A 17,846-nucleotide genomic window follows, 5' to 3' on the forward strand; every position below is an offset into this window, starting at 1 on the left:
AACAGCCGTTTCGTCTACAACGGCTACGTCCGGGCCGCGGTGTCTGGACCGTCCATCGCTGGCCCAAGAACGCCGTCAGTCGCGCAGCTCTACCTCCATCAGGCGGCGTGGGATGGGAGTGAGCTAGCGTTCAAGACACCGAACGCAACCGAATACCGTCTGTCTCTCACGATCCCCACCCCATCCGAGGTCCTGCAGGCGGCGGTCAGGGACAGCGGACACTCCTACGAGGTCAATGACAAGGCCCGTCAGATTCGAGGAGCTGTCAACCGCGGAGACGACCTCGGCATGTACAGGCATCCCACGACCGTTGCCGTCATTCAGAGCCTGACAGCAAACGTCGGCCGGGACCTCAGCAATCAATTGAGGCGACTGCGCGAGTCCGGTGATGTGTCGGAGGAGAGCATTGAGGCACTCCGGGTCGCATCCCTGCTCGGGCATCGCCCTGCGCGCCCCCTTCTGGACCTGCGATCACTCGTGCTCGAGCGCGGTGGTCTCGCCGCGAATCTGGGCGACGTGATGGCCGAGTTGGTCGCACGCGGCCACGTCGAGATGGGCTTCCTGGCAACGTGTTCGCTCTGCGGGTTGAATGAGTTTCAGCCTCTCACGCAGTATTCGGCCGGCACGACGCGCTGCTACGGCTGCGGTTCCCCCGCCGTTCTCGGTGCGGATATCTATGGGAGCCCGGTCGTCAACTATCGACTCAGCACCTTGATGCAAACGGTCAGCCTAAACGGAGGCTTGGTGCCCCTCGCGGCCGTTGCTCTGCTTCTCGAAGAACGGTTCTACATTGAACCCGGCGTGGACATCTCCCGCGATGGTGCACAGGTTGGCGAGCTGGACCTCCTCGGATGGCAGGGCCCGACTTTGGTGGGCGGCGAGGCCAAGACGAGCGCCGCAGCCGTGGCTCTCCTCGATCCGGACGCGGAGGTCGCCAAAGCTGCGGCAGTTGGCATCACGTCCTACGTGTTGTGTTGCCTCGAACAGATCGACGAAACGGTCAGCGACGCCTTCGACCGTGCGGCAGGCGAACGAGGAATCACTTTCAGACTCCTCGACAGACCGAACCTGCTCGCACCGGCACCGGCACCGGCACCGGAGGCCGGATAGGGGGACGCAGTGCCGCGCAAGTTTTGGGTTGCGGGCATCACGACTCTTGCGGCGTTAGTGCGACGTGCCTTCGGTCCGCTCGCTCGCGTCGTCATGCCGCTGCTCGCGAAGCTCGTCGAGCGTTGCTCCCTCCTGGTAGCAAATGCTGAAGCGTGGTCTCGGCTTGCGGCGATGGAATCGGCCGCGAGCGTTCTCGGTGGTGATCGTCCGAACCGTGCCGGGCCGGCGATCTCGCACGTTTGAGGCGGGCGATAGCCCGTTGCCGGGTCACAGCGGCGCCTGAGGGTTTGGGCCGTCGACAAACCAAGCGTTCGTTGGCGGGGGACACAAGGGCGCGCCCGTCAGGTTTCGTGCGGACGAAACTGAGTATCCCGGAAGTGCATGGGGTGCGAGGTACTTGGTGAGGGGTGCCGATGACGAACTTCTGGCCTGGTGGTGCCCTGGCGGGACGATGCGATCGTTGCTGTGGGGAGAGATGGCCAGAGGCGGCCGCGGTTCGCTCAGGTGACGAGCGTCGATGAGGTCCGTGGTCGCTAGAAGCCGCGGACCCGATGCCAACACGATCACGAAGTGGGCTAACATCACGTTTTGTGATGACAGAGACTCAGGATCAGCCACGCACCCACGCGAGTTTCACCGCCGCCGCGTGCCTGTTCCACGGGTTCTCCGATCCCGTCCGACTCGCCATCTTGCAGCGGCTGAGCGAGGGCGACCAACGCGTCGTCGACCTGGTGAACCACCTCGGGATGCCGCAGAGCTCGTGCTCCAAGCACCTCGCATGCCTCAAGGACTGTGGGCTGGTCACCTCCCGCGCGCAGGGTCGGGCCTCGGTGTACTCCCTGACCCATCCCGAGCTGGTCCGGAGGCTGTTCGCTGCCGCCGACGACTTGCTTGAGGCGACCGGCGAGGCGGTCGCGCTGTGCGCGAACTACGGCGCCACGACGCTCCACCAGATCGCCACCCCGACGGAGGAGACCTCATGACCACCTCCCACGTGCATGCGGAACTGAGCGTCGACGACCGCGCACGGCTCGGCCGACGGGCGCAGCTCCTGGCCGCCGCGTCGGTGACGTACAACGTCGTCGAGGCGGTCATCGCCATCACCGCCGGCGTGATCGCGGGCTCCGTCGCGCTGGTCGGCTTCGGTCTCGACTCCGTCGTCGAGGTCTCCAGCGGCCTGATCATCCTGTGGCAGTTCCGCCACCGCATGCCGGAGAGCCGCGAGCGTCAGGCGCTGCGACTGATGGCGTTCTCGTTCTTCGCCCTCGCCGCCTACGTGACCTTCGAGTCCGTACGGGCCCTACTCGGCGACCACGACCCGGAGAGCTCGTCGGTCGGTATCGCCCTCGCGGCCGCGTCCCTGGCGATCATGCCGTTCCTGTCGTGGGCGCAGAGGCGCACCGGCAAGGCGCTCGGCTCCAACGCCGTGGTCGCGGACTCCACCCAGACCCTGCTCTGCACCTACCTCTCGGCGGTGCTCCTGGTCGGCCTGGTGCTCAACGCGACCCTGGGCTGGTCGTGGGCCGACCCCATCGCAGGTCTCATCATCGCCGCTGTCGCGGTGAAAGAGGGGCGTGCGGCCTGGCGCGGGGAAGGGTGCTGCGGCCCCATCGGAGCCGGCCACCACGACGACGCGTCCTGCGGCTGCGCCGACGGTGCGTGCACCGACGGCTGCTGCACGCCGACCGGCGCGGGCGCCGTCGACGTCGCAGGCCCGCAGCTGCTCCAGATCGGCACGCCGCCCCCGGCCCGAGCGACCACCATCGAGGAGGACCGATGAGCAGCCAGGCGAAGCGGTCGATCGCGATCGTCGGAGCGTTCGTCCTCGTCGTCCTCGGTGTCCTGAGCCTGGGCGCCGTCACGGACGACGCGCCGACGCCGGCGCCGACCGTGGAGGGCGAGACCCGGCTGGTCCGCGCCGACTCCCACGTCCTGGGGGAGGAGGGCGACTCAGGCGTCACGTTCGTCGAGTTCCTCGACCTCGAGTGCGAGGGCTGCCGCGCCGCCTACCCGGCCGTCGAGCAGCTGCGCGAGGACTACGCCGGCCAGGTCACCTTCGTGGTGCGCTACTTCCCGATGCCCGGCCACTTCAACGGCGAGCGCGCGGCCCGGGCCGTCGAGGCGGCCGCGCAACAGGGCTCGTTCGAGGACATGTACCACCGCATGTACGAGACCCAGGCCGAGTGGGGCGAGCAGCAGGTCCCGCACGACGACCTGTTCGCCTCGTTCGCCGAGGACCTCGGGCTCGACCTGGACCAGTGGCAGGCCGACTACGACGACCCGGCCACCGCGGAGCGGGTCGCCAAGGACGTCGCGGACGGCCAGGCGCTCGGCGTGCAGGGCACCCCGACGTTCTTCGTCGACGGCGAGGAGCTCCAGCCGCGCACCTACGAGGACCTCACGGATGCGCTCGACGCAGCCCTCGCCCGCTGAGGACGTCGTCACTGCAGGGCGACCCCTGCAATGGCTGCTGCTAGTCGCCGGCGCGCTCGGCGTGGTCGCGGCGTTCGTGCTGACGGTCGAGAAGATCGAGCTGCTCACCGACGCCACCTACGTCCCCACGTGCAGCATCAACCCGGTCCTGAACTGCGGCTCGATCATGCGCACCGACCAGGCCGAGGTGTTCGGGTTCCCGAACCCCCTCATCGGCCTCGTCGCGTTCCCGGTCCTCGCCGCCACCGGCGCCGCGCTGCTGGCCGGTGGTCGGCTGCGGCGGTGGTACTGGCTCGGGCTCCAGGTCGGCGCGACCGCCGGGGTCGGGCTCGTCGGGTGGCTCGTCTTCCAGTCGCTCTACCGGATCAACGCCCTGTGCCCCTACTGCATGGTCGTGTGGGCCGTCGTGCTGCCGACCTTCTGGTACGTCACGCTCTCGAACCTCACCACGGGTGTCCTCGGCGCCCGGGCCAGGGCCAGCGGCATCACGCGAGCGCTGGTCCGCAACCACGCCGTCGTCCTCACCATCGCGTACGTCGTCGTGCTGGGGCTGATCCTCGAGCGGTTCTGGAGCTACTGGAGCACCCTCCTCGGATGATCCGGGACGTCCTCGGGACGCCTTCGGTCTAATCGAGGAGGAACTGGCCGAGGAGCACCAGCGCGATCCCGCCGAATGTGGTGACGAGCGCGTCGCCGCGGAACCGCTCTGGGCTCTTAACCGTGATGAGGACGGTGGCTCGCAGGACGAGCAGGATCCCGATCGTCATGAGCGAGACGGCAGTCCACCACAGGACGCCTGTCATGGGCTCTCCAGGTTGCGCCGCGCGAGGAGGTGTCGGCGGTGACGTGCCATGCGCATCCACACCAGGTGCTGCAGCGCAAGAGTTGCCCAGCCGGCGATCACCATCCCCGAGATGTTGAGGGCCAGCTGCAGCGCACTGCCCGTGACCTCGTCCCACGCAGCGAACGCGATGCCCAGCGCCACGTTGCCGGCGGCGGGGACCGTGGTCACGGAGATGAAGACGCCGGACAGCCCACCGACCTTGGCACTGGTCAGCGAGAGCACGCCCGCCGCGGCCGCGATGAGGGCGACGATGAAGGACCACTTGTCGGGGGAGTAGATGAAGTCGGTCCCAGGTCGCTCGCCGGTGATGTCGTCGGCGACCACCCACCCGAGGGCGCGGGCCGCCAGGCCGGCCAGCACGGTGAAGGCGATCGCCACACCGAAGCCGATGACCAGCGTGCGCGCGGCGAGGCGGAAGAGGTTGAAGCGGCGTCGTACCAGCGCCAGGCCGAGCGCGGCGATGGGCACGAACTCCGGACCGAGGACCATCGCACCGATCACGAGGATCTGTGAGTCCACCACGATGGCGATGGCGGCGAGCAGAGTGGCCAGGGTCATGAACGCGACGTAGGTCCAGTTGAGCTCCGACTCCTCGTAGGCGCGTTGGGTGACGTCGGTCCACACGACGGCGTCCGCGCTGGCGCCGGGCGTACGTGTGTCGGCGTCCAGTCCGGCTCGCGAGACCCAGGCAGTGACGGGCTCGACGTGGATGGTGCCCCGCTCCGGGACACCGAGGTCGTCAAGACGGTCGATGAGCTCGTTGGTGGCTTCGCGAGCAACGTCGACCATCACGATGTCGCCTGCGGGTACTAGGGATGCGCCCCGGAGCACCGACAGGTGGCTGACGGCCGGGTCTCCGTCGAAGACGGCCACCACGTCGTCGGTCAGGTCGGCGGGTGAGGTGATCCTCAGGTGCTGCACGACCGCGAGCGTAGGCGAGGCGCGCGACAAAGACGCGTCAAGCGGCGCTAAGACGGCGTCAAGACCGGCTGACAGCGCGTGCACCGGGTCCACCGTGGAGCCATGACTCTCATGTCCGGCCTGCTCGTGGTGGCGGTGGTGTTCATCGCCCTCTACGTCCTCGCGGCCCTGATCTTCCCGGAGCGTTTCTAGTGTCCGACACCCTCGGCGGTCTGCTGACGATCGCCCTCCTCGTCGCGCTGCTCGCGGCGACGTACGTCCCGCTCGGCGACTACATGGCGCGCGTCTACACCAGCACCAGGCACCTGCGCGCCGAGCGTCTCGTCTACCGCTTCGGCGGCGTGGACCCCGACGCCGAGCAGGGCGCGCGGTCGTACGCCACCTCGGTCGTCGGCTTCAGCCTGGTCGGCATCGTGCTCCTGATGGGGCTCCAGCTCGGCCAGGCCGCCCTCCCGATGGACCGGGGCCTGCCGAACGTCCCTTTCTGGATGTCCTTCAACACCGCCGCGTCCTTCGTGACCAACACCAACTGGCAGTCGTACGCCGGCGAGTCCACGCTGGGCTTCACCGCGCAGATGGCCGGCCTCGCCGTCCAGAACTTCCTCTCCGCCGCGGTCGGCATCGCCATCGCCGTGGCCCTCATCCGGGGCTTCGTCCGCTCACGCAGCGGAGCGCTGGGGAACTTCTGGGTCGACCTGACCCGCGGCACCATCCGCATCCTGCTGCCGCTGTCGTTCGTCGCGGCGATCCTGCTGGTCGCCGGCGGCGTCGTGCAGAGCTTCGCCGACACGACTGTGACTACGCTCGCGGGCCACTCGCAGGTGCTGACCGGCGGCCCGGTCGCGAGCCAGGAGGCGATCAAGGAGCTCGGCAACAACGGGGGCGGCTTCTTCAACGCCAACTCCGCCCACCCGTTCGAGAACCCGACAGCGATCACGAACTTCCTCCAGATGTTCCTGATCCTCGTGCTGCCGGTCGCCCTCACCCGCACCCTCGGCACGATGCTCGGCAACCGCCGCCAGGGTCTCGCGATCCTCGGCGTGATGGGCGTCCTGTGGTCGGTGTCCCTGGTCGTCACGACGTGGGCCGAGGTCGGCGGGCACTCGCCGGCAGCACAGGCGGCGGGCGCCGCGATGGAGGGCAAGGAGACCCGCTTCGGTGAGTGGGCCTCCGCGCTCTTCGCCGTCGCCACGACCGGTACGTCGACGGGTGCGGTGAACGCCTCCCACGACTCACTCACCCCCACCGGCGGTGGCACCGTCCTGGTCAACATGATGCTGGGCGAGATCGTGCCGGGCGGCGTGGGAGCCGGCATCTACGGCATCCTCGTCATGGCCATCCTCGCGGTGTTCGTCGCCGGCCTGATGGTCGGCCGGACCCCCGAGCTCCTCGGCAAGAAGATCAGCGCGAAGCAGATGACGTACGTCGCCCTCTACACGCTGACCAACCCGGCCCTCGTCCTCGTCGGCACCGGCGTCGCGATCTCGCGCGGCTCCACCTCCGACGCGATGGGCAACCCGGGGGGCCACGGCTTCTCGGAGGTGCTCTACGCGTTCACCTCGGCGGCCAACAACAACGGCAGCGCGTTCGGCGGCCTGACCGTCACCTCGGACTTCTTCCAGATCACGCTCGGGTTCGCCATGCTCGTCGGCCGGCTCCTGCCGATCGTCCTGGTGCTCCTGCTCGCAGGGTCCCTCGCCGAGCAGGGCAAGATCCCCGTCACGGCCGGCACCCTCCCCACCCACAAGCCCCTCTTCGTCGGGATGCTGGTCGGCGTCATCCTCATCATGACCGGCCTCACCTACTTCCCGGCGCTCGCCCTCGGACCGATCGCAGAGGCCCTCGCATGAACTCCTTGACCGACACACCCCCCGACGCGACCGTCGCGTCGCCGCACACCCACCACACCAAGCGGCCAGCGTCGGGCATGACCACCGGCGTGCTCCTCGCGCAGGGAGCACAACAGCTGCCGGACGCTCTCCGCAAGCTCGACCCCCGTCACATGTGGCGCTCGCCCGTGATGTTCCTGGTGCTGCTCGGCTCCGTCGCGACCACCGTGGCGGCCGTCGGGGAACCCAGCACGTTCACGATCTCGATCGCGGTCTGGCTCTGGCTGACGGTCCTCTTCGGCAACCTCGCCGAGGCTGTCGCGGAAGGTCGAGGCAAGGCGCAGGCGGCCTCGCTCCGGGCGACCCGGACGGACACCGTCGCCCGACGCCTCGATGCCGACGGCAACGAGTCCGACGTGCCGGCGACGCAGCTCAGGGTCGGCGATCTGGTCGTCGTCGAGGCCGGGGAGGTGGTTCCCAGCGACGGCGACATCGTCGAGGGCATCGCGTCGGTGGACGAGTCCGCCATCACCGGGGAGTCCGCCCCGGTGATCCGCGAGGCGGGCGGCGACCGCAGCGCGGTCACGGGCGGCACCCGGGTCCTGTCGGACCGCATCGTCGTCCGCATTACCGCGGCCGCCGGCGAGACGTTCCTCGACAAGATGATCGCCTTGGTCGAGGGCACGTCGCGCCGCAAGACCCCGAACGAGATCGCGTTGTCGATCCTGCTCGCCAGCCTGACCCTCGTATTCCTGGCTGCGGTCGCGACTCTCGCGCCGATGGCGACGTACGCCGGTGCGCCCCAGGACGTCGTCGTGCTGGTCGCGCTGCTGGTGTGCCTCATCCCCACCACGATCGGCGCGCTGCTCTCGGCCATCGGAATCGCCGGCATGGATCGGCTGGTGCGGGTCAACGTGCTGGCCATGTCGGGGCGCGCGGTGGAGGCTGCCGGTGACGTCAGCACGCTGCTGCTCGACAAGACCGGAACCATCACCTACGGCAACCGCCAGGCCAGCCGGTTCGTAGCCGCTCCCGGCGTCGGGCAGGACGAGCTGCGCGACATCGCCAGGCTCTCCAGCCTCGCCGACCAGACCCCCGAGGGGCGCTCGATCGTCGACCTCGCCCTCACCCAGGGTGCCGACGACCACGACCTGCCGCGGGACGCCACCTTCGTGGAGTTCACCGCCCAGACCCGGATGTCCGGCGTGGACCTCTCCGACGGCACCGAGATCCGCAAGGGTGCCGGGTCGGCCATCGCTGCGTGGCTCGGTGCCGACCAGCCGGCAGAGGTGGGCGACGTCGTCGACGAGATCTCGCGTGCTGGCGGCACGCCGCTCGTCATCGGCCGGAAGGACGCGGCGGGTACCGGTCGGGTGCTGGGTGTTATCCACCTCAAGGACGTCGTCAAGGAAGGGATGTCCGAGCGGTTCGCCGAGCTGCGGGCGATGGGCATCCGAACGGTGATGATCACGGGCGACAACGCCCTGACGGCCCGGGCGATCGCGGACGAGGCGGGGGTCGACGACTTCCTCGCGGAGGCGACGCCCGAGGACAAGATGGCGTACATCCAGCGCGAGCAGGAGGGTGGCCGGCTCGTGGCGATGACCGGCGACGGCACCAACGACGCCCCGGCCCTGGCCGCGGCCGACGTCGGTGTGGCCATGAACAGCGGTACGGCCGCCGCGAAGGAGGCCGGCAACATGGTCGACCTCGACTCCGACCCGACGAAGCTCATCGACATCGTCGAGATCGGCAAGCAGCTGCTCATCACCCGCGGGGCGCTGACGACGTTCTCCATCGCCAACGACGTGGCGAAGTACTTCGCGATCATCCCGGCGATGTTCGTCGCGGCATACCCCTCGCTCGACCGCCTCAACGTGATGGGCCTGGCCACGCCGCAGTCCGCGATCCTCTCGGCGGTGATCTTCAACGCCCTCGTCATCGTGGCGCTGATCCCGCTGGCCCTGCGCGGCGTCCGCTTCCGTGCCGCCTCGGCGACCTCGGTCCTGCGTCGCAACATCCTCGTGTTCGGCCTCGGCGGCATCGTCGTGCCCTTCATCGGGATCAAGCTCATCGACCTGCTCGTCTCGACCATCCCAGGGATCTGACATGTTCACCGACCTCTTCCGGCAGTCCCTCGCCGGGCTGCGCCTCCTCCTCGTCATGACCGTCCTGCTCGGCGTCGGCTACCCGACCGCGGTGTGGGCGGCCGGGCAGGCCTTCGGTGACCGCGCCGACGGGTCACCCGTCCGCGTCGACGGCGAGGTCGTCGGTTCGCGGCTGATCGGCCAGCAGTTCGAGGGGGATGAGTGGTTCCTGTCCCGCCCGTCGGCGAACGACTACGACACCCTGGCCTCCGCCCCGAGCAACCTTGGCCCGCTCAGCACCGACCTGATCGCCTCCATCGAAGACCGGAGGGCCGAGGTGGCCACCCGCGAGGGCGTCGACGAGTCGCAGGTCCCGGCCGATGCCGTCACCGCCTCGGGATCCGGCCTCGACCCGCACATCTCGCCGGCGTATGCCGAGCTCCAGGCGCCCCGCGTCGCCCAGGCCAACGGCCTCTCGCTCGATGAGGTCGAGCGGCTGATCGACGAGCACACCGACGGTCGCGGACTGGGCTTCCTCGGTGAGCCGGGCGTCAACGTGCTCGAGCTGAACGTTGCGGTCCGGGCCGCCACCGAGGGTGGAGACTGAACGCATGGATCGCGGACGGCTGCGCGTCTACCTCGGCGCCGCGCCCGGCGTTGGCAAGACCTTCGCGATGCTCGACGAGGGCCACCGCCGCGTCGAGCGCGGCACCGACCTGGTCGTCGGCTATGTCGAGACGCACGGTCGGCCCAAGACCGAGCGGGGCGTCGCGGGCCTCGAGGTGGTGCCGCGCAAGCTGGTCGCCTACCGCGACACCGTCCAGGAGGAGATGGACCTCGAGGCGATCCTCGAGCGTCGTCCCGACGTGGTCCTGGTCGACGAGCTCGCGCACACCAACGTCCCGGGCAGCACCCACGAGAAGCGCTGGCAGGACGTCGAGGCACTCCGCGACGCCGGCATCGAGGTCATCACGACGGTCAACATCCAGCACCTCGAGTCACTCAACGACGTGACAGAAGCGATCACCGGCATCCGCCAGCGCGAGACCGTGCCAGACCACGTCGTGCGCTCGGCCGACCAGATCGAGCTGGTCGACATGAGTCCGCAGGCCCTGCGACGCCGGATGGCGCACGGCAACATCTACACCGCCGACAAGATCGACGCCGCGCTGTCGCGCTACTTCCGCGAGGGCAACCTCACGGCCTTGCGTGAGCTGGCGCTGCTGTGGCTGGCCGACCGGGTCGACGAGGGCCTCGAGCGCTACCGCGACCAGCACGAGATCGAGTCGACCTGGGCGACGCGCGAACGCGTCGTCGTACCCGTCAGCGGTGGTCCGGAGTCGTCGACCCTCATGCGCAGGGCGTCGCGGATCGCGAGCCGTCGGTCGGGAGGGGAGTGGCAGGCGTTGTACGTCACCCGGCAGGACGGGCTCCGTGGCATCGCGCCGGACGGCCTGGCCGCGCTCGCCCGCAAGGCCGAGGAGCTCGGTGGCACGTTCCACACGGTGGTGGGGGAGGACCCGGCCGACGCGATCCTCTCCTTCGCGCGCGCCGAGAACGCCACGCAGGTGGTGATCGGCGCGAGCCGTCGCGGCCGGGTCTCGACGGTGCTCCGCCCTGGGGTCGGCGAGCGGGTGGTGGCAGGCTCGGGCGACATCGACGTCCACATCGTGTCCCACGACTACGCGCGCTCCTCCGACCGACGTACGCCGACCGACAACATCGGGACGCGCCGCCGCATCGGGGGCTTCGCCTTCGCCGTCCTCGCCCCCGGCACCCTCAGTCTGCTGCTGCACCTCACGAAGGACCTGCACGGCCTGCCGATCGAGGCGATGTCGCTCATGGTCGTCGTGGTCGCGACGGCGCTCATCGGCGGCCTGGCGCCGGCCGTCATGTCGGCCATCGTGAGCGCACTGCTCCTCAACTACCTCTTCACGCCACCGCTCTACACGCTGACGATCGCCGAGCCGGAGAATGTCGTCACTATTGCGATCTTCGTCGCGGTCGGCATCGCCGTCGCGTCGGTCGTCGACAACGCCGCTCGTCGTACGGCGGAAGCCCGCGCTGCGCGCGCCGAGGCCGACGCCCTCACAGTGCTCGCGCACAGCACCCTCACCTCCAGCGACGACCTGACCGGGCTCCTGTCGTCGGCCTGCAGGCTCTTCAACGCCGACGGCGCGGCGGTGCTGCGCCGCGAGGACGGGTCCGAGGTGGTCGTCGCGAGCTGCGGCACGCCGCCGACTTCGACCGAGAGCGCCGGGATGGCCGCGGCCATCGATGACCAGAGCACTCTCGTCCTCGCCGGGTCGACGCTGCCGGCCAACCAGCGCGGGCTGCTCAATGCGTACGCCGCCTACGCCAAGGTGATCGACGACCGGCAACGCGCGAACCTGGCGGAGGTGGAACGGCTCCGGCTGGCCGAGGCCGACCGCACCCGCACGGCACTGCTGGCCGCGGTGTCCCACGACCTGCGCAACCCGCTCGCCGCCGTAAAGGTGTCGGTCGACAGCCTGCGCAGCACCGACGTGACCTGGTCCGACGCCGACGAGGACGAGCTGCTCGCCACGATCGAGGAGTCGACCGATCGGCTGATCGCGCTGGTCACCAATCTTCTCGACATGAGCCGCATCAGCACCGGATCTCTCAGCGTCGCGCTGCGGGAGGTTGGCCTCCTCGACGCGGTCCGCACCAGCATCGTGCCGCTGCCGGGCGCCGAGCGGATCGAGGTGTCGGTCGACCCCGACATCGGCGTGCTCGCCGACGCCGGCCTGCTGGACCGGGTGTTGGCCAACATCTGCGAGAACGCGTTGAAGTACACCCCCGAGTCCGCGCACGTCCGCGTCGACGCGACGGCCGCCACGGGCCGCGTCATGTTGCGGATCGCCGACACCGGCCCGGGCGTCCAGGACCACGACCACGAACGACTGTTCGCACCCTTCCAACGTCTCGGCGACGTGCCCCAGCAGGACGGGGTCGGCCTCGGCCTCGCCGTGGCGCACGGCCTGACCGAGGCGATGGGTGGCACGATCACCACCGAGGAGACCCCGGGCGGCGGCCTCACTTTCGTCCTGGAGCTGCCCGCCCCGACGCAGGAGAACGAGCCCCGATGACCTTCGTACTCGTCGTCGACGACGATCCAGCGATGCAGCGCACGCTGAACATCAACCTGCGTGCCCGTGACTATGAGGTCGAGACGGCCGGCGACGGCCGCTCTGCGCTCCAGATCGTCGACGAGCGGATGCCCGACGTCGTGCTGCTCGACCTAGGCCTGCCCGACCTCGACGGCATCGCGGTCCTCAGGCAGCTGCGGTCCTTCACCCAGGTCCCGGTCATTGTGGTGTCCGCACGCACCGAGTCCGACGACAAGGTCGAGGCGCTCGACCTCGGCGCCGACGACTTCATCACCAAGCCGTTCTCGATCGACGAGCTGATGGCGAGGATCCGCGCCACCACGCGCCGCGCTGGCCATGACGAGCCCGACCTGGTCATTGAGGCCGACGGGCTGCGCCTCGACTTCGCCGACTCCCGTGCCACACGGGACGGTGAGGACATCCACCTGACACCGATCGAGTGGCGCATCGTCGAGGTGCTCGCACGCCGACGCGGACGGCTGGTCCGCCAGGTCGAGCTACTGACTGCCGTGTGGGGACCGGCGTACGACACCCAGACCAACTACCTGCGCGTCCACATGGCCAGCATCCGCCGCAAGCTCGAGGTCGACTCCGGCCGTCCCGTGCTGTTCCTCACCGAGCCCGGAATGGGCTATCGATTCATCACTCGCTAGTGCCGTGCTCGAGTCGAGACGCTCGCGAAAGCCAGGCATTGGCAGGCGGTCGAGACTGATTGAACGTTCTACCGTGTAACGAGCGTGCAACAAGCCACCGAGAAATCATGCGAAACGCCGCCGAACGACCAGAAGGTCGCTCGGCGGCGTTTGCGCAGGTCAGAGGCGGTTTTCTTCGGTTGCTGGGCAACCTTGAGGACCGCCAAGAATGGCCCAAATTAGATGTCGTAGTAGAGCTCGAACTCGTGCGGGTGGGGGCGCAGCTGGACCGGCGCGATCTCCTGGGTCCGCTTGAAGTGGATCCAGGTCTCGATCAGGTCGTCGGTGAAGACACCGCCGGCGGTGAGGTACTCGTGGTCCGCCTCGAGGGCGTCGAGCACGGCACCGAGCGAGGTCGGGACCTGGTCGATCTCGGCCATCTCGTCCGGCGGCAGCTCGTAGATGTCCTTGTCGATCGGGGCCGCGGGCTCCGTCTTGTTCTGGACGCCGTCGAGGCCGGCGAGCATCAGCGCGGCGAAGGCGAGGTAAGGGTTGGCCGACGGGTCGGGGAAGCGGGTCTCGACGCGCTTGGCCTTGGGGTTGGCGCCCGTGATCGGGATGCGGACCGAGGCGGAGCGGTTGCGCGAGGAGTAGACCAGCGAGATCGGCGCCTCGAAGCCCGGGACCAGGCGGTGGTAGGAGTTCACCGTCGGGTTGGTGAAGGCCAGCAGCGACGGGGCGTGCTCGAGGATGCCGCCGATGTACCAGCGGGCGGTGTCGGAGAGGCCGGCGTACCCGGTCTCGTCGAAGAACAGCGGCTCGCCGTCCTTCCACAGCGACTGGTGCACGTGCATGCCCGAGCCGTTGTCGCCGAAGATCGGCTTCGGCATGAAGGTGACCGACTTGCCGGCCTCCCAGGCGGTGTTCTTGATGAGGTACTTGAACTTCATCACGTCGTCCGCGGCCTTGAGCAGCGTGTCGAAGCGGTAGTTGATCTCGGCCTGGCCGGCGGTGCCGACCTCGTGGTGGGCACGCTCGACCTCGAGGCCGCACGCCTCGAGGTTCTTCACCATGTCGGCGCGCAGGTCGCTGTAGTGGTCGTAGGGCTCGACGGGGAAGTACCCGCCCTTGAGGCGGGTCTTGTAGCCCTTGTTCTGGCCGTCGTCCTTGCCGGAGTTCCACCAGCCCTCGACGGAGTCGATGTGGTAGTAGCCCTCGTTGACGCCGGTGCTGTAGCGGACGTTGTCGAAGATGTAGAACTCGGCCTCGGGGGCGAAGTAGGCGGTGTCCGCGATGCCGGTCGAGTCGAGGTACGCCAGCGCCTTGCGCGCGATGTTGCGCGGGTCGCGGCTGTAGGCCTCGCCGGTGATCGGGTCGTGGATGAAGAAGTTGACGTTGAGGGTCTTGGAGCGGCGGAACGGGTCGAGGTACGCCGTGGTCGGGTCGGGGAAGAGCGACATGTCGGACTCGTTGATCGCCTGGAACCCGCGGATCGAGGAGCCGTCGAAGCCGAGGCCGTCGTCGAAGACGCTCTGGTCGAACGCCGACGCCGGGACCGTGAAGTGCTGCATCACGCCGGGCAGGTCGCAGAAGCGGACGTCGACCATCTCGACGCCCTCGTCCTTGATGAACTTGAGGAGCTCATCGGAGTTGTTGAACATTCGGTTCCTCCTTGACGGCGACCAGCGCACGTCGAGTTTGCAGCGTTCGGGAGCGGAGCCTCGTTGCACCGTGCTGCCCACGCTAGGCGCGAGCAGTTTCCTGACCGTATCCCGATTGTTTCGGGCGTGTTACAGGTCGTCCGCGAGATGGCCGGTGCGAAGGTCGCCCAGGGGTGCGAAATCCACCCTTTGGGTTACTCGCGCGAAACTCGGGCGGGCTCTACGGTCAGTCATGACTCGGGCACGGACGCTGACGCAGTGGGGCATCGGTATCTCGGCGGCTGTGGTCCTTACCGCCTGCGGGGGAGGCGGCGAGGACGACCCCGAGGACGACCGGCCCGCGAGCGCGTCGTACGGACTCGAGACGCTGATGCCGGCCGTGGCGAAGGCGGTGGGAGAGGAGGACTACGTCCACCTCGGGATCGGTGACCACCGCGGCCGCGCGGAGGTCCAGGTCGACCTCGCCTGGGCGGACGATCCCGAGCTGCGGGCGCTCACCGGCGACGAGCCGGGAGAGTTCCTGGAGTTCCGCCGCGTCTCCGGCCGGATGTACGTCGGCGGCGAGGCGGCCGACAACACCTGGACGTGGCTGCCCGACGACGACCCGCGAGCGCTGGGGGAGGACGAGGACTTCGACTCCGGCGCGGCGTCGGTGCTGCTCGCGCTCGACGTCCCCGGTGACTACGAGGCGCTCGTCGAAGCCGTCGACAAGGTGCAGAACGAAGGCGAGGAGGAGGCGGCGGGCGTCGCCTCCACCCACTACGTCGTCACCGTCGACTCGCAGGCGTGGCGCGACGCGCTGCCCGAGCACTCGGTGCACCGCCAGTTCGACGTCGAGGACGCACTCCGGCTCGACCTCTGGATCGACGAGGCGTCGTTGCCGGTGCGCCTGGAGTACTCCGGGACGGGTGACGACGACGCGCGGATCGACTACACCAACTGGGGCACGCCCGTCGCGGTGGTCGAGCCGGAGGACGCCCGGCCCGTCGGCACCCGCTCCTCGTAGGCGACCTACGCTGGGGCCGTGCCGCAGCCCGACCCGACGCCAGCCTCCGACCTGACGACCCCCACGTGGGGTCGTCGCATCCTGGCGCTGGCGCTCGACTGGGTGGCCTGCCTGGCCGTGGTCGAGGGCCTGGTCGCCGTCGGTCTCCTCGCAGGCAACCCCAACGGGTTCGGGACGCTCGCCCCCTTCGTGCTCGAGTCGGCCTTCTTCACCGCCCTCGCCGGCGGCTCGTTCGGCAAGATGCTCACCCGCATCCGGGTGGTGCGCCACGACGACCCGTCGCGCCCGGTGAGCCTGCTGCGGGCCGTCGTGCGCAGCGTGCTGGTCGCCCTCCTGGTGCCTCCGCTGCTCACCTTCGACGGGCGCGGCCTGCACGACGTCGCCGCCGGCACGCGCAGCGTGACGCTGTAGGGCTCAGCGACCGCGCTGCTGCGACCGCATGCCCTTCATCGAGGTAGGGACGGGGCCCTTGGGCAGGGGGAGCTTGCCCCGCTGGGCGTCGAGCGCCTTGAGGCGCTGGAGGATGTCGGTCATCTCGGCCGGCTTGACCGAGCGCCCGAGCTTCTGGACGTGGCGCACCAGCTTCGGCAGCGGGACCTCGCCCTCGCCACGGCCCGCGACGATCTCGTGGATCGGCACCTCGTAGGCGACCCGCTCGTGCTTCTTGCGCTCGGTGGCGAGCAGCTGCCGGACGCGGCTGGGGCTGGAGCCCTCGCCGACCAGCACGATGCCGGGCGGGCCGACGACCCGGTGCACGACGTCCTGCTGCTTGGTGAACCCGACGACCGGGTCGACCTTCCAGCCGCGGCGCAGCATCTGCAGCGCGCCGGCAGCGGCGGCCGGCTGGCCCTCCATCTGGACGTACGCCGCCCGCTGGGCGCGGCGGCCGAAGACCAGCAGCGCGCACAGCATGCCGATGAGCAGCGCACCGACGATCGAGATCACCAGCGAGATCCAGCCCGAGCCCGGGAGCAGCCACATCAGCCCGAAGCCGAGCGCGGCACCCAGCACGAAGACACCCATCACGATCAGGCCCAGGCGCGGGTCGGTGCGCTTGGCCATCTGGTAGGTCTGCATGATCTGCGCGCGGCGCGACGTCGGCGTGGAGGCGGGGGTCGACATGAGGTGGCCTTGTCCAGCTAGGTGTGGTGTGTGGGTGGTGCGGTGGAGGGTCAGACGGCCGCGGCGGCGCGCGCGTCCATGGCCTGACCGTACAGCCGGCCGGCACGGTAGGACGAGCGGACCAGCGGGCCCGAGAGCGCCCCGGCGAAGCCGATCTCGTCGGCCTCGGCCTTGAGCTCGACGAACTCCTCCGGCTTGACCCAGCGCTCCACGGGGTGGTGCCGGGGGGAGGGGCGGAGGTACTGGGTGATGGTGATCAGCTCGCAGCCGGCCTCGTGCAGGTCGCGCAGCGCCTGGCTGACCTCCTCGCGGGTCTCGCCCATGCCGAGGATGAGGTTGGACTTGGTGACCAGGCCGAAGTCGCGGGCCTGGGTGATGACGTCGAGCGAGCGGTCGTAGCGGAAGGCCGGGCGGATCCGCTTGAAGATCCGCGGGACCGTCTCCACGTTGTGGGCGAGGACCTCGGGACGGCTCTCGAACACCTCCTGCAGGAGGTCGGGCTTGCCGTTGAAGTCCGGGATCAGGTTCTCCACCCCGGTGTCGGGGTTGAGCTCGTGGATCGCGCGGACGGTCTCGGCGTAGAGCCAGGCACCGCCGTCGGGGAGGTCGTCGCGGGCGACGCCGGTGATGGTGGCGTACTTGAGCTGCATCTTCTGCACCGACTCGGCCACCCGGCGCGGCTCGTCGCGGTCGAGGGGCTGCGGCTTGCCGGTGTCGATCTGGCAGAAGTCGCAGCGGCGGGTGCACTGGTCGCCGCCGATGAGGAACGTCGCCTCGCGGTCCTCCCAGCACTCGAAGATGTTGGGACAGCCCGCCTCCTGGCAGACCGTGTGCAGCCCCTCGGACTTCACCAGGTTCTGCAGCGAGGTGTACTCCGGGCCCATCTTGGCCCGCGTCTTGATCCACTCCGGCTTGCGTTCGATCGGGGTCTCGGCGTTGCGGACCTCGAGACGGAGGAGCTTGCGTCCTTCAGGGGCGGGAGCGGTCGTCACCCCGCCACTCTACGACCCTGTGCCGAGCGTCCCCAATCAGCCCCGGGCCGCCTCGGACCCCGCTCGTCGCGCGCCGCC

Annotated in this window: 18 protein-coding genes; 13 read left to right on the forward strand and 5 right to left on the reverse strand. The window is 69.3% G+C overall.

The genetic code is table 11. The features are described from left to right. The 5 genes from Q9S36_RS47730 to Q9S36_RS47750 form a co-directional block, all read left to right on the forward strand. On the forward strand, positions 1-1,110 hold a 1,110-nt coding region (locus tag Q9S36_RS47730; protein WP_311291765.1), incomplete at its 5' end, for a hypothetical protein. Positions 1,111-1,703: 593 nt separating this feature from the next. Further along, positions 1,704-2,093 carry a metalloregulator ArsR/SmtB family transcription factor gene (locus Q9S36_RS47735; protein ID WP_311291766.1) on the forward strand — a complete coding sequence of 130 codons (390 nt, stop codon included), beginning with the start codon at positions 1,704-1,706 and terminating at the stop codon, positions 2,091-2,093. Next, positions 2,090-2,890 (forward strand): cation transporter, encoded by an 801-nt coding sequence (locus Q9S36_RS47740; RefSeq protein WP_311291767.1) that lies wholly within the window; start codon positions 2,090-2,092, stop codon positions 2,888-2,890. The genes Q9S36_RS47735 and Q9S36_RS47740 overlap by 4 nt, the downstream gene beginning before the upstream one ends. After that, entirely contained in the window at positions 2,887-3,543 is a 657-nt protein-coding gene (locus Q9S36_RS47745) for a thioredoxin domain-containing protein (protein ID WP_311291768.1), read from the forward strand. The genes Q9S36_RS47740 and Q9S36_RS47745 overlap by 4 nt, the downstream gene beginning before the upstream one ends. Then, positions 3,515-4,141, forward strand: a complete 627-nt coding sequence (locus Q9S36_RS47750; protein ID WP_311291769.1) for a vitamin K epoxide reductase family protein — start codon at positions 3,515-3,517, stop codon at positions 4,139-4,141. The genes Q9S36_RS47745 and Q9S36_RS47750 overlap by 29 nt, the downstream gene beginning before the upstream one ends. A 28-nt stretch (positions 4,142-4,169) precedes the next feature. Here Q9S36_RS47750 and Q9S36_RS47755 read toward each other — a convergent pair whose 3' ends face one another. Both Q9S36_RS47755 and Q9S36_RS47760 read right to left on the reverse strand, forming a co-directional pair. Further along, positions 4,170-4,346: a hypothetical protein gene (locus Q9S36_RS47755; protein WP_311291770.1), complete on the reverse strand. Its 177-nt coding sequence runs from the start codon at positions 4,344-4,346 to the stop codon at positions 4,170-4,172. Further along, positions 4,343-5,308, reverse strand: coding sequence for a DUF389 domain-containing protein (locus tag Q9S36_RS47760; RefSeq protein WP_311291771.1), 966 nt, complete (start codon positions 5,306-5,308; stop codon positions 4,343-4,345). Before Q9S36_RS47760 ends, Q9S36_RS47755 begins: the two co-directional genes overlap by 4 nt. Before the next feature lie 102 nt (positions 5,309-5,410). On the opposite strand from Q9S36_RS47760, the gene Q9S36_RS47765 reads away from it, so the two are divergent. The 6 genes from Q9S36_RS47765 to Q9S36_RS47790 are packed head-to-tail and all read left to right on the forward strand — an operon-like array spanning position 5,411 to position 13,008. Further along, positions 5,411-5,500, forward strand: a complete 90-nt coding sequence (locus tag Q9S36_RS47765; protein WP_311291772.1) for a potassium-transporting ATPase subunit F — start codon at positions 5,411-5,413, stop codon at positions 5,498-5,500. Further along, positions 5,500-7,158, forward strand: coding sequence for a potassium-transporting ATPase subunit KdpA (gene kdpA, locus Q9S36_RS47770; RefSeq protein ID WP_311291773.1), 1,659 nt, complete (start codon positions 5,500-5,502; stop codon positions 7,156-7,158). Before Q9S36_RS47765 ends, kdpA begins: the two co-directional genes overlap by 1 nt. Beyond that, the gene (gene kdpB, locus Q9S36_RS47775; RefSeq protein ID WP_396653979.1) at positions 7,155-9,245 is read left to right on the forward strand and encodes a potassium-transporting ATPase subunit KdpB; all 2,091 of its coding nucleotides are present in this window, start codon (positions 7,155-7,157) and stop codon (positions 9,243-9,245) included. The genes kdpA and kdpB overlap by 4 nt, the downstream gene beginning before the upstream one ends. 1 nt (position 9,246) lies before the next feature. Beyond that, entirely contained in the window at positions 9,247-9,831 is a 585-nt protein-coding gene (gene kdpC, locus Q9S36_RS47780; RefSeq protein WP_311291774.1) for a potassium-transporting ATPase subunit KdpC, read from the forward strand. Between the two features lie 4 nt (positions 9,832-9,835). Next, positions 9,836-12,334, forward strand: coding sequence for an ATP-binding protein (locus Q9S36_RS47785; RefSeq protein WP_311291775.1), 2,499 nt, complete (start codon positions 9,836-9,838; stop codon positions 12,332-12,334). After that, positions 12,331-13,008 (forward strand): response regulator transcription factor, encoded by a 678-nt coding sequence (locus tag Q9S36_RS47790; protein WP_311291776.1) that lies wholly within the window; start codon positions 12,331-12,333, stop codon positions 13,006-13,008. The genes Q9S36_RS47785 and Q9S36_RS47790 overlap by 4 nt, the downstream gene beginning before the upstream one ends. 218 nt (positions 13,009-13,226) lie before the next feature. Here the strand turns inward: Q9S36_RS47790 and glnA are convergent, their stop codons facing one another. After that, positions 13,227-14,648 carry a type I glutamate--ammonia ligase gene (gene glnA, locus Q9S36_RS47795; protein ID WP_311291777.1) on the reverse strand — a complete coding sequence of 474 codons (1,422 nt, stop codon included), beginning with the start codon at positions 14,646-14,648 and terminating at the stop codon, positions 13,227-13,229. A gap of 232 nt (positions 14,649-14,880) precedes the next feature. Here glnA and Q9S36_RS47800 point away from each other — a divergent pair, with 232 nt between their 5' ends. Next, positions 14,881-15,654, forward strand: a complete 774-nt coding sequence (locus Q9S36_RS47800) for a hypothetical protein (protein WP_311291778.1) — start codon at positions 14,881-14,883, stop codon at positions 15,652-15,654. Between the two features lie 18 nt (positions 15,655-15,672). After that, positions 15,673-16,065: an RDD family protein gene (locus Q9S36_RS47805; RefSeq protein WP_311291779.1), complete on the forward strand. Its 393-nt coding sequence runs from the start codon at positions 15,673-15,675 to the stop codon at positions 16,063-16,065. Between the two features lie 3 nt (positions 16,066-16,068). On the opposite strand, the gene Q9S36_RS47810 is transcribed toward Q9S36_RS47805, so the two are convergent. Both Q9S36_RS47810 and lipA read right to left on the reverse strand, forming a co-directional pair. Beyond that, positions 16,069-16,776, reverse strand: coding sequence for a DUF4191 domain-containing protein (locus Q9S36_RS47810; protein ID WP_311291780.1), 708 nt, complete (start codon positions 16,774-16,776; stop codon positions 16,069-16,071). 50 nt (positions 16,777-16,826) lie between these two features. Next, the gene (gene lipA / locus Q9S36_RS47815; RefSeq protein ID WP_311291781.1) at positions 16,827-17,768 is read right to left on the reverse strand and encodes a lipoyl synthase; all 942 of its coding nucleotides are present in this window, start codon (positions 17,766-17,768) and stop codon (positions 16,827-16,829) included. Positions 17,769-17,846: the final 78 nt, after the last annotated feature.

It is taken from the genome of Microbacterium sp. ARD31 (genome assembly GCF_031844425.1).

Bases quoted from the DNA above. Each gene is read 5' to 3' on its own strand.
- Q9S36_RS47765 (WP_311291772.1), top strand. From the start codon at position 5,411: ATGACTCTCATGTCCGGCCTGCTCGTGGTGGCGGTGGTGTTCATCGCC.
- glnA (WP_311291777.1), bottom strand. From the start codon at position 14,648: ATGTTCAACAACTCCGATGAGCTCCTCAAGTTCATCAAGGACGAGGGC.
- Q9S36_RS47790 (WP_311291776.1), top strand. From the start codon at position 12,331: ATGACCTTCGTACTCGTCGTCGACGACGATCCAGCGATGCAGCGCACG.
- Q9S36_RS47740 (WP_311291767.1), top strand. From the start codon at position 2,090: ATGACCACCTCCCACGTGCATGCGGAACTGAGCGTCGACGACCGCGCA.
- Q9S36_RS47745 (WP_311291768.1), top strand. From the start codon at position 2,887: ATGAGCAGCCAGGCGAAGCGGTCGATCGCGATCGTCGGAGCGTTCGTC.
- Q9S36_RS47800 (WP_311291778.1), top strand. From the start codon at position 14,881: ATGACTCGGGCACGGACGCTGACGCAGTGGGGCATCGGTATCTCGGCG.
- Q9S36_RS47735 (WP_311291766.1), top strand. From the start codon at position 1,704: ATGACAGAGACTCAGGATCAGCCACGCACCCACGCGAGTTTCACCGCC.
- kdpB (WP_396653979.1), top strand. From the start codon at position 7,155: ATGAACTCCTTGACCGACACACCCCCCGACGCGACCGTCGCGTCGCCG.
- kdpC (WP_311291774.1), top strand. From the start codon at position 9,247: ATGTTCACCGACCTCTTCCGGCAGTCCCTCGCCGGGCTGCGCCTCCTC.
- Q9S36_RS47755 (WP_311291770.1), bottom strand. From the start codon at position 4,346: ATGACAGGCGTCCTGTGGTGGACTGCCGTCTCGCTCATGACGATCGGG.
- Q9S36_RS47810 (WP_311291780.1), bottom strand. From the start codon at position 16,776: ATGTCGACCCCCGCCTCCACGCCGACGTCGCGCCGCGCGCAGATCATG.
- Q9S36_RS47750 (WP_311291769.1), top strand. From the start codon at position 3,515: ATGCGCTCGACGCAGCCCTCGCCCGCTGAGGACGTCGTCACTGCAGGG.
- Q9S36_RS47785 (WP_311291775.1), top strand. From the start codon at position 9,836: ATGGATCGCGGACGGCTGCGCGTCTACCTCGGCGCCGCGCCCGGCGTT.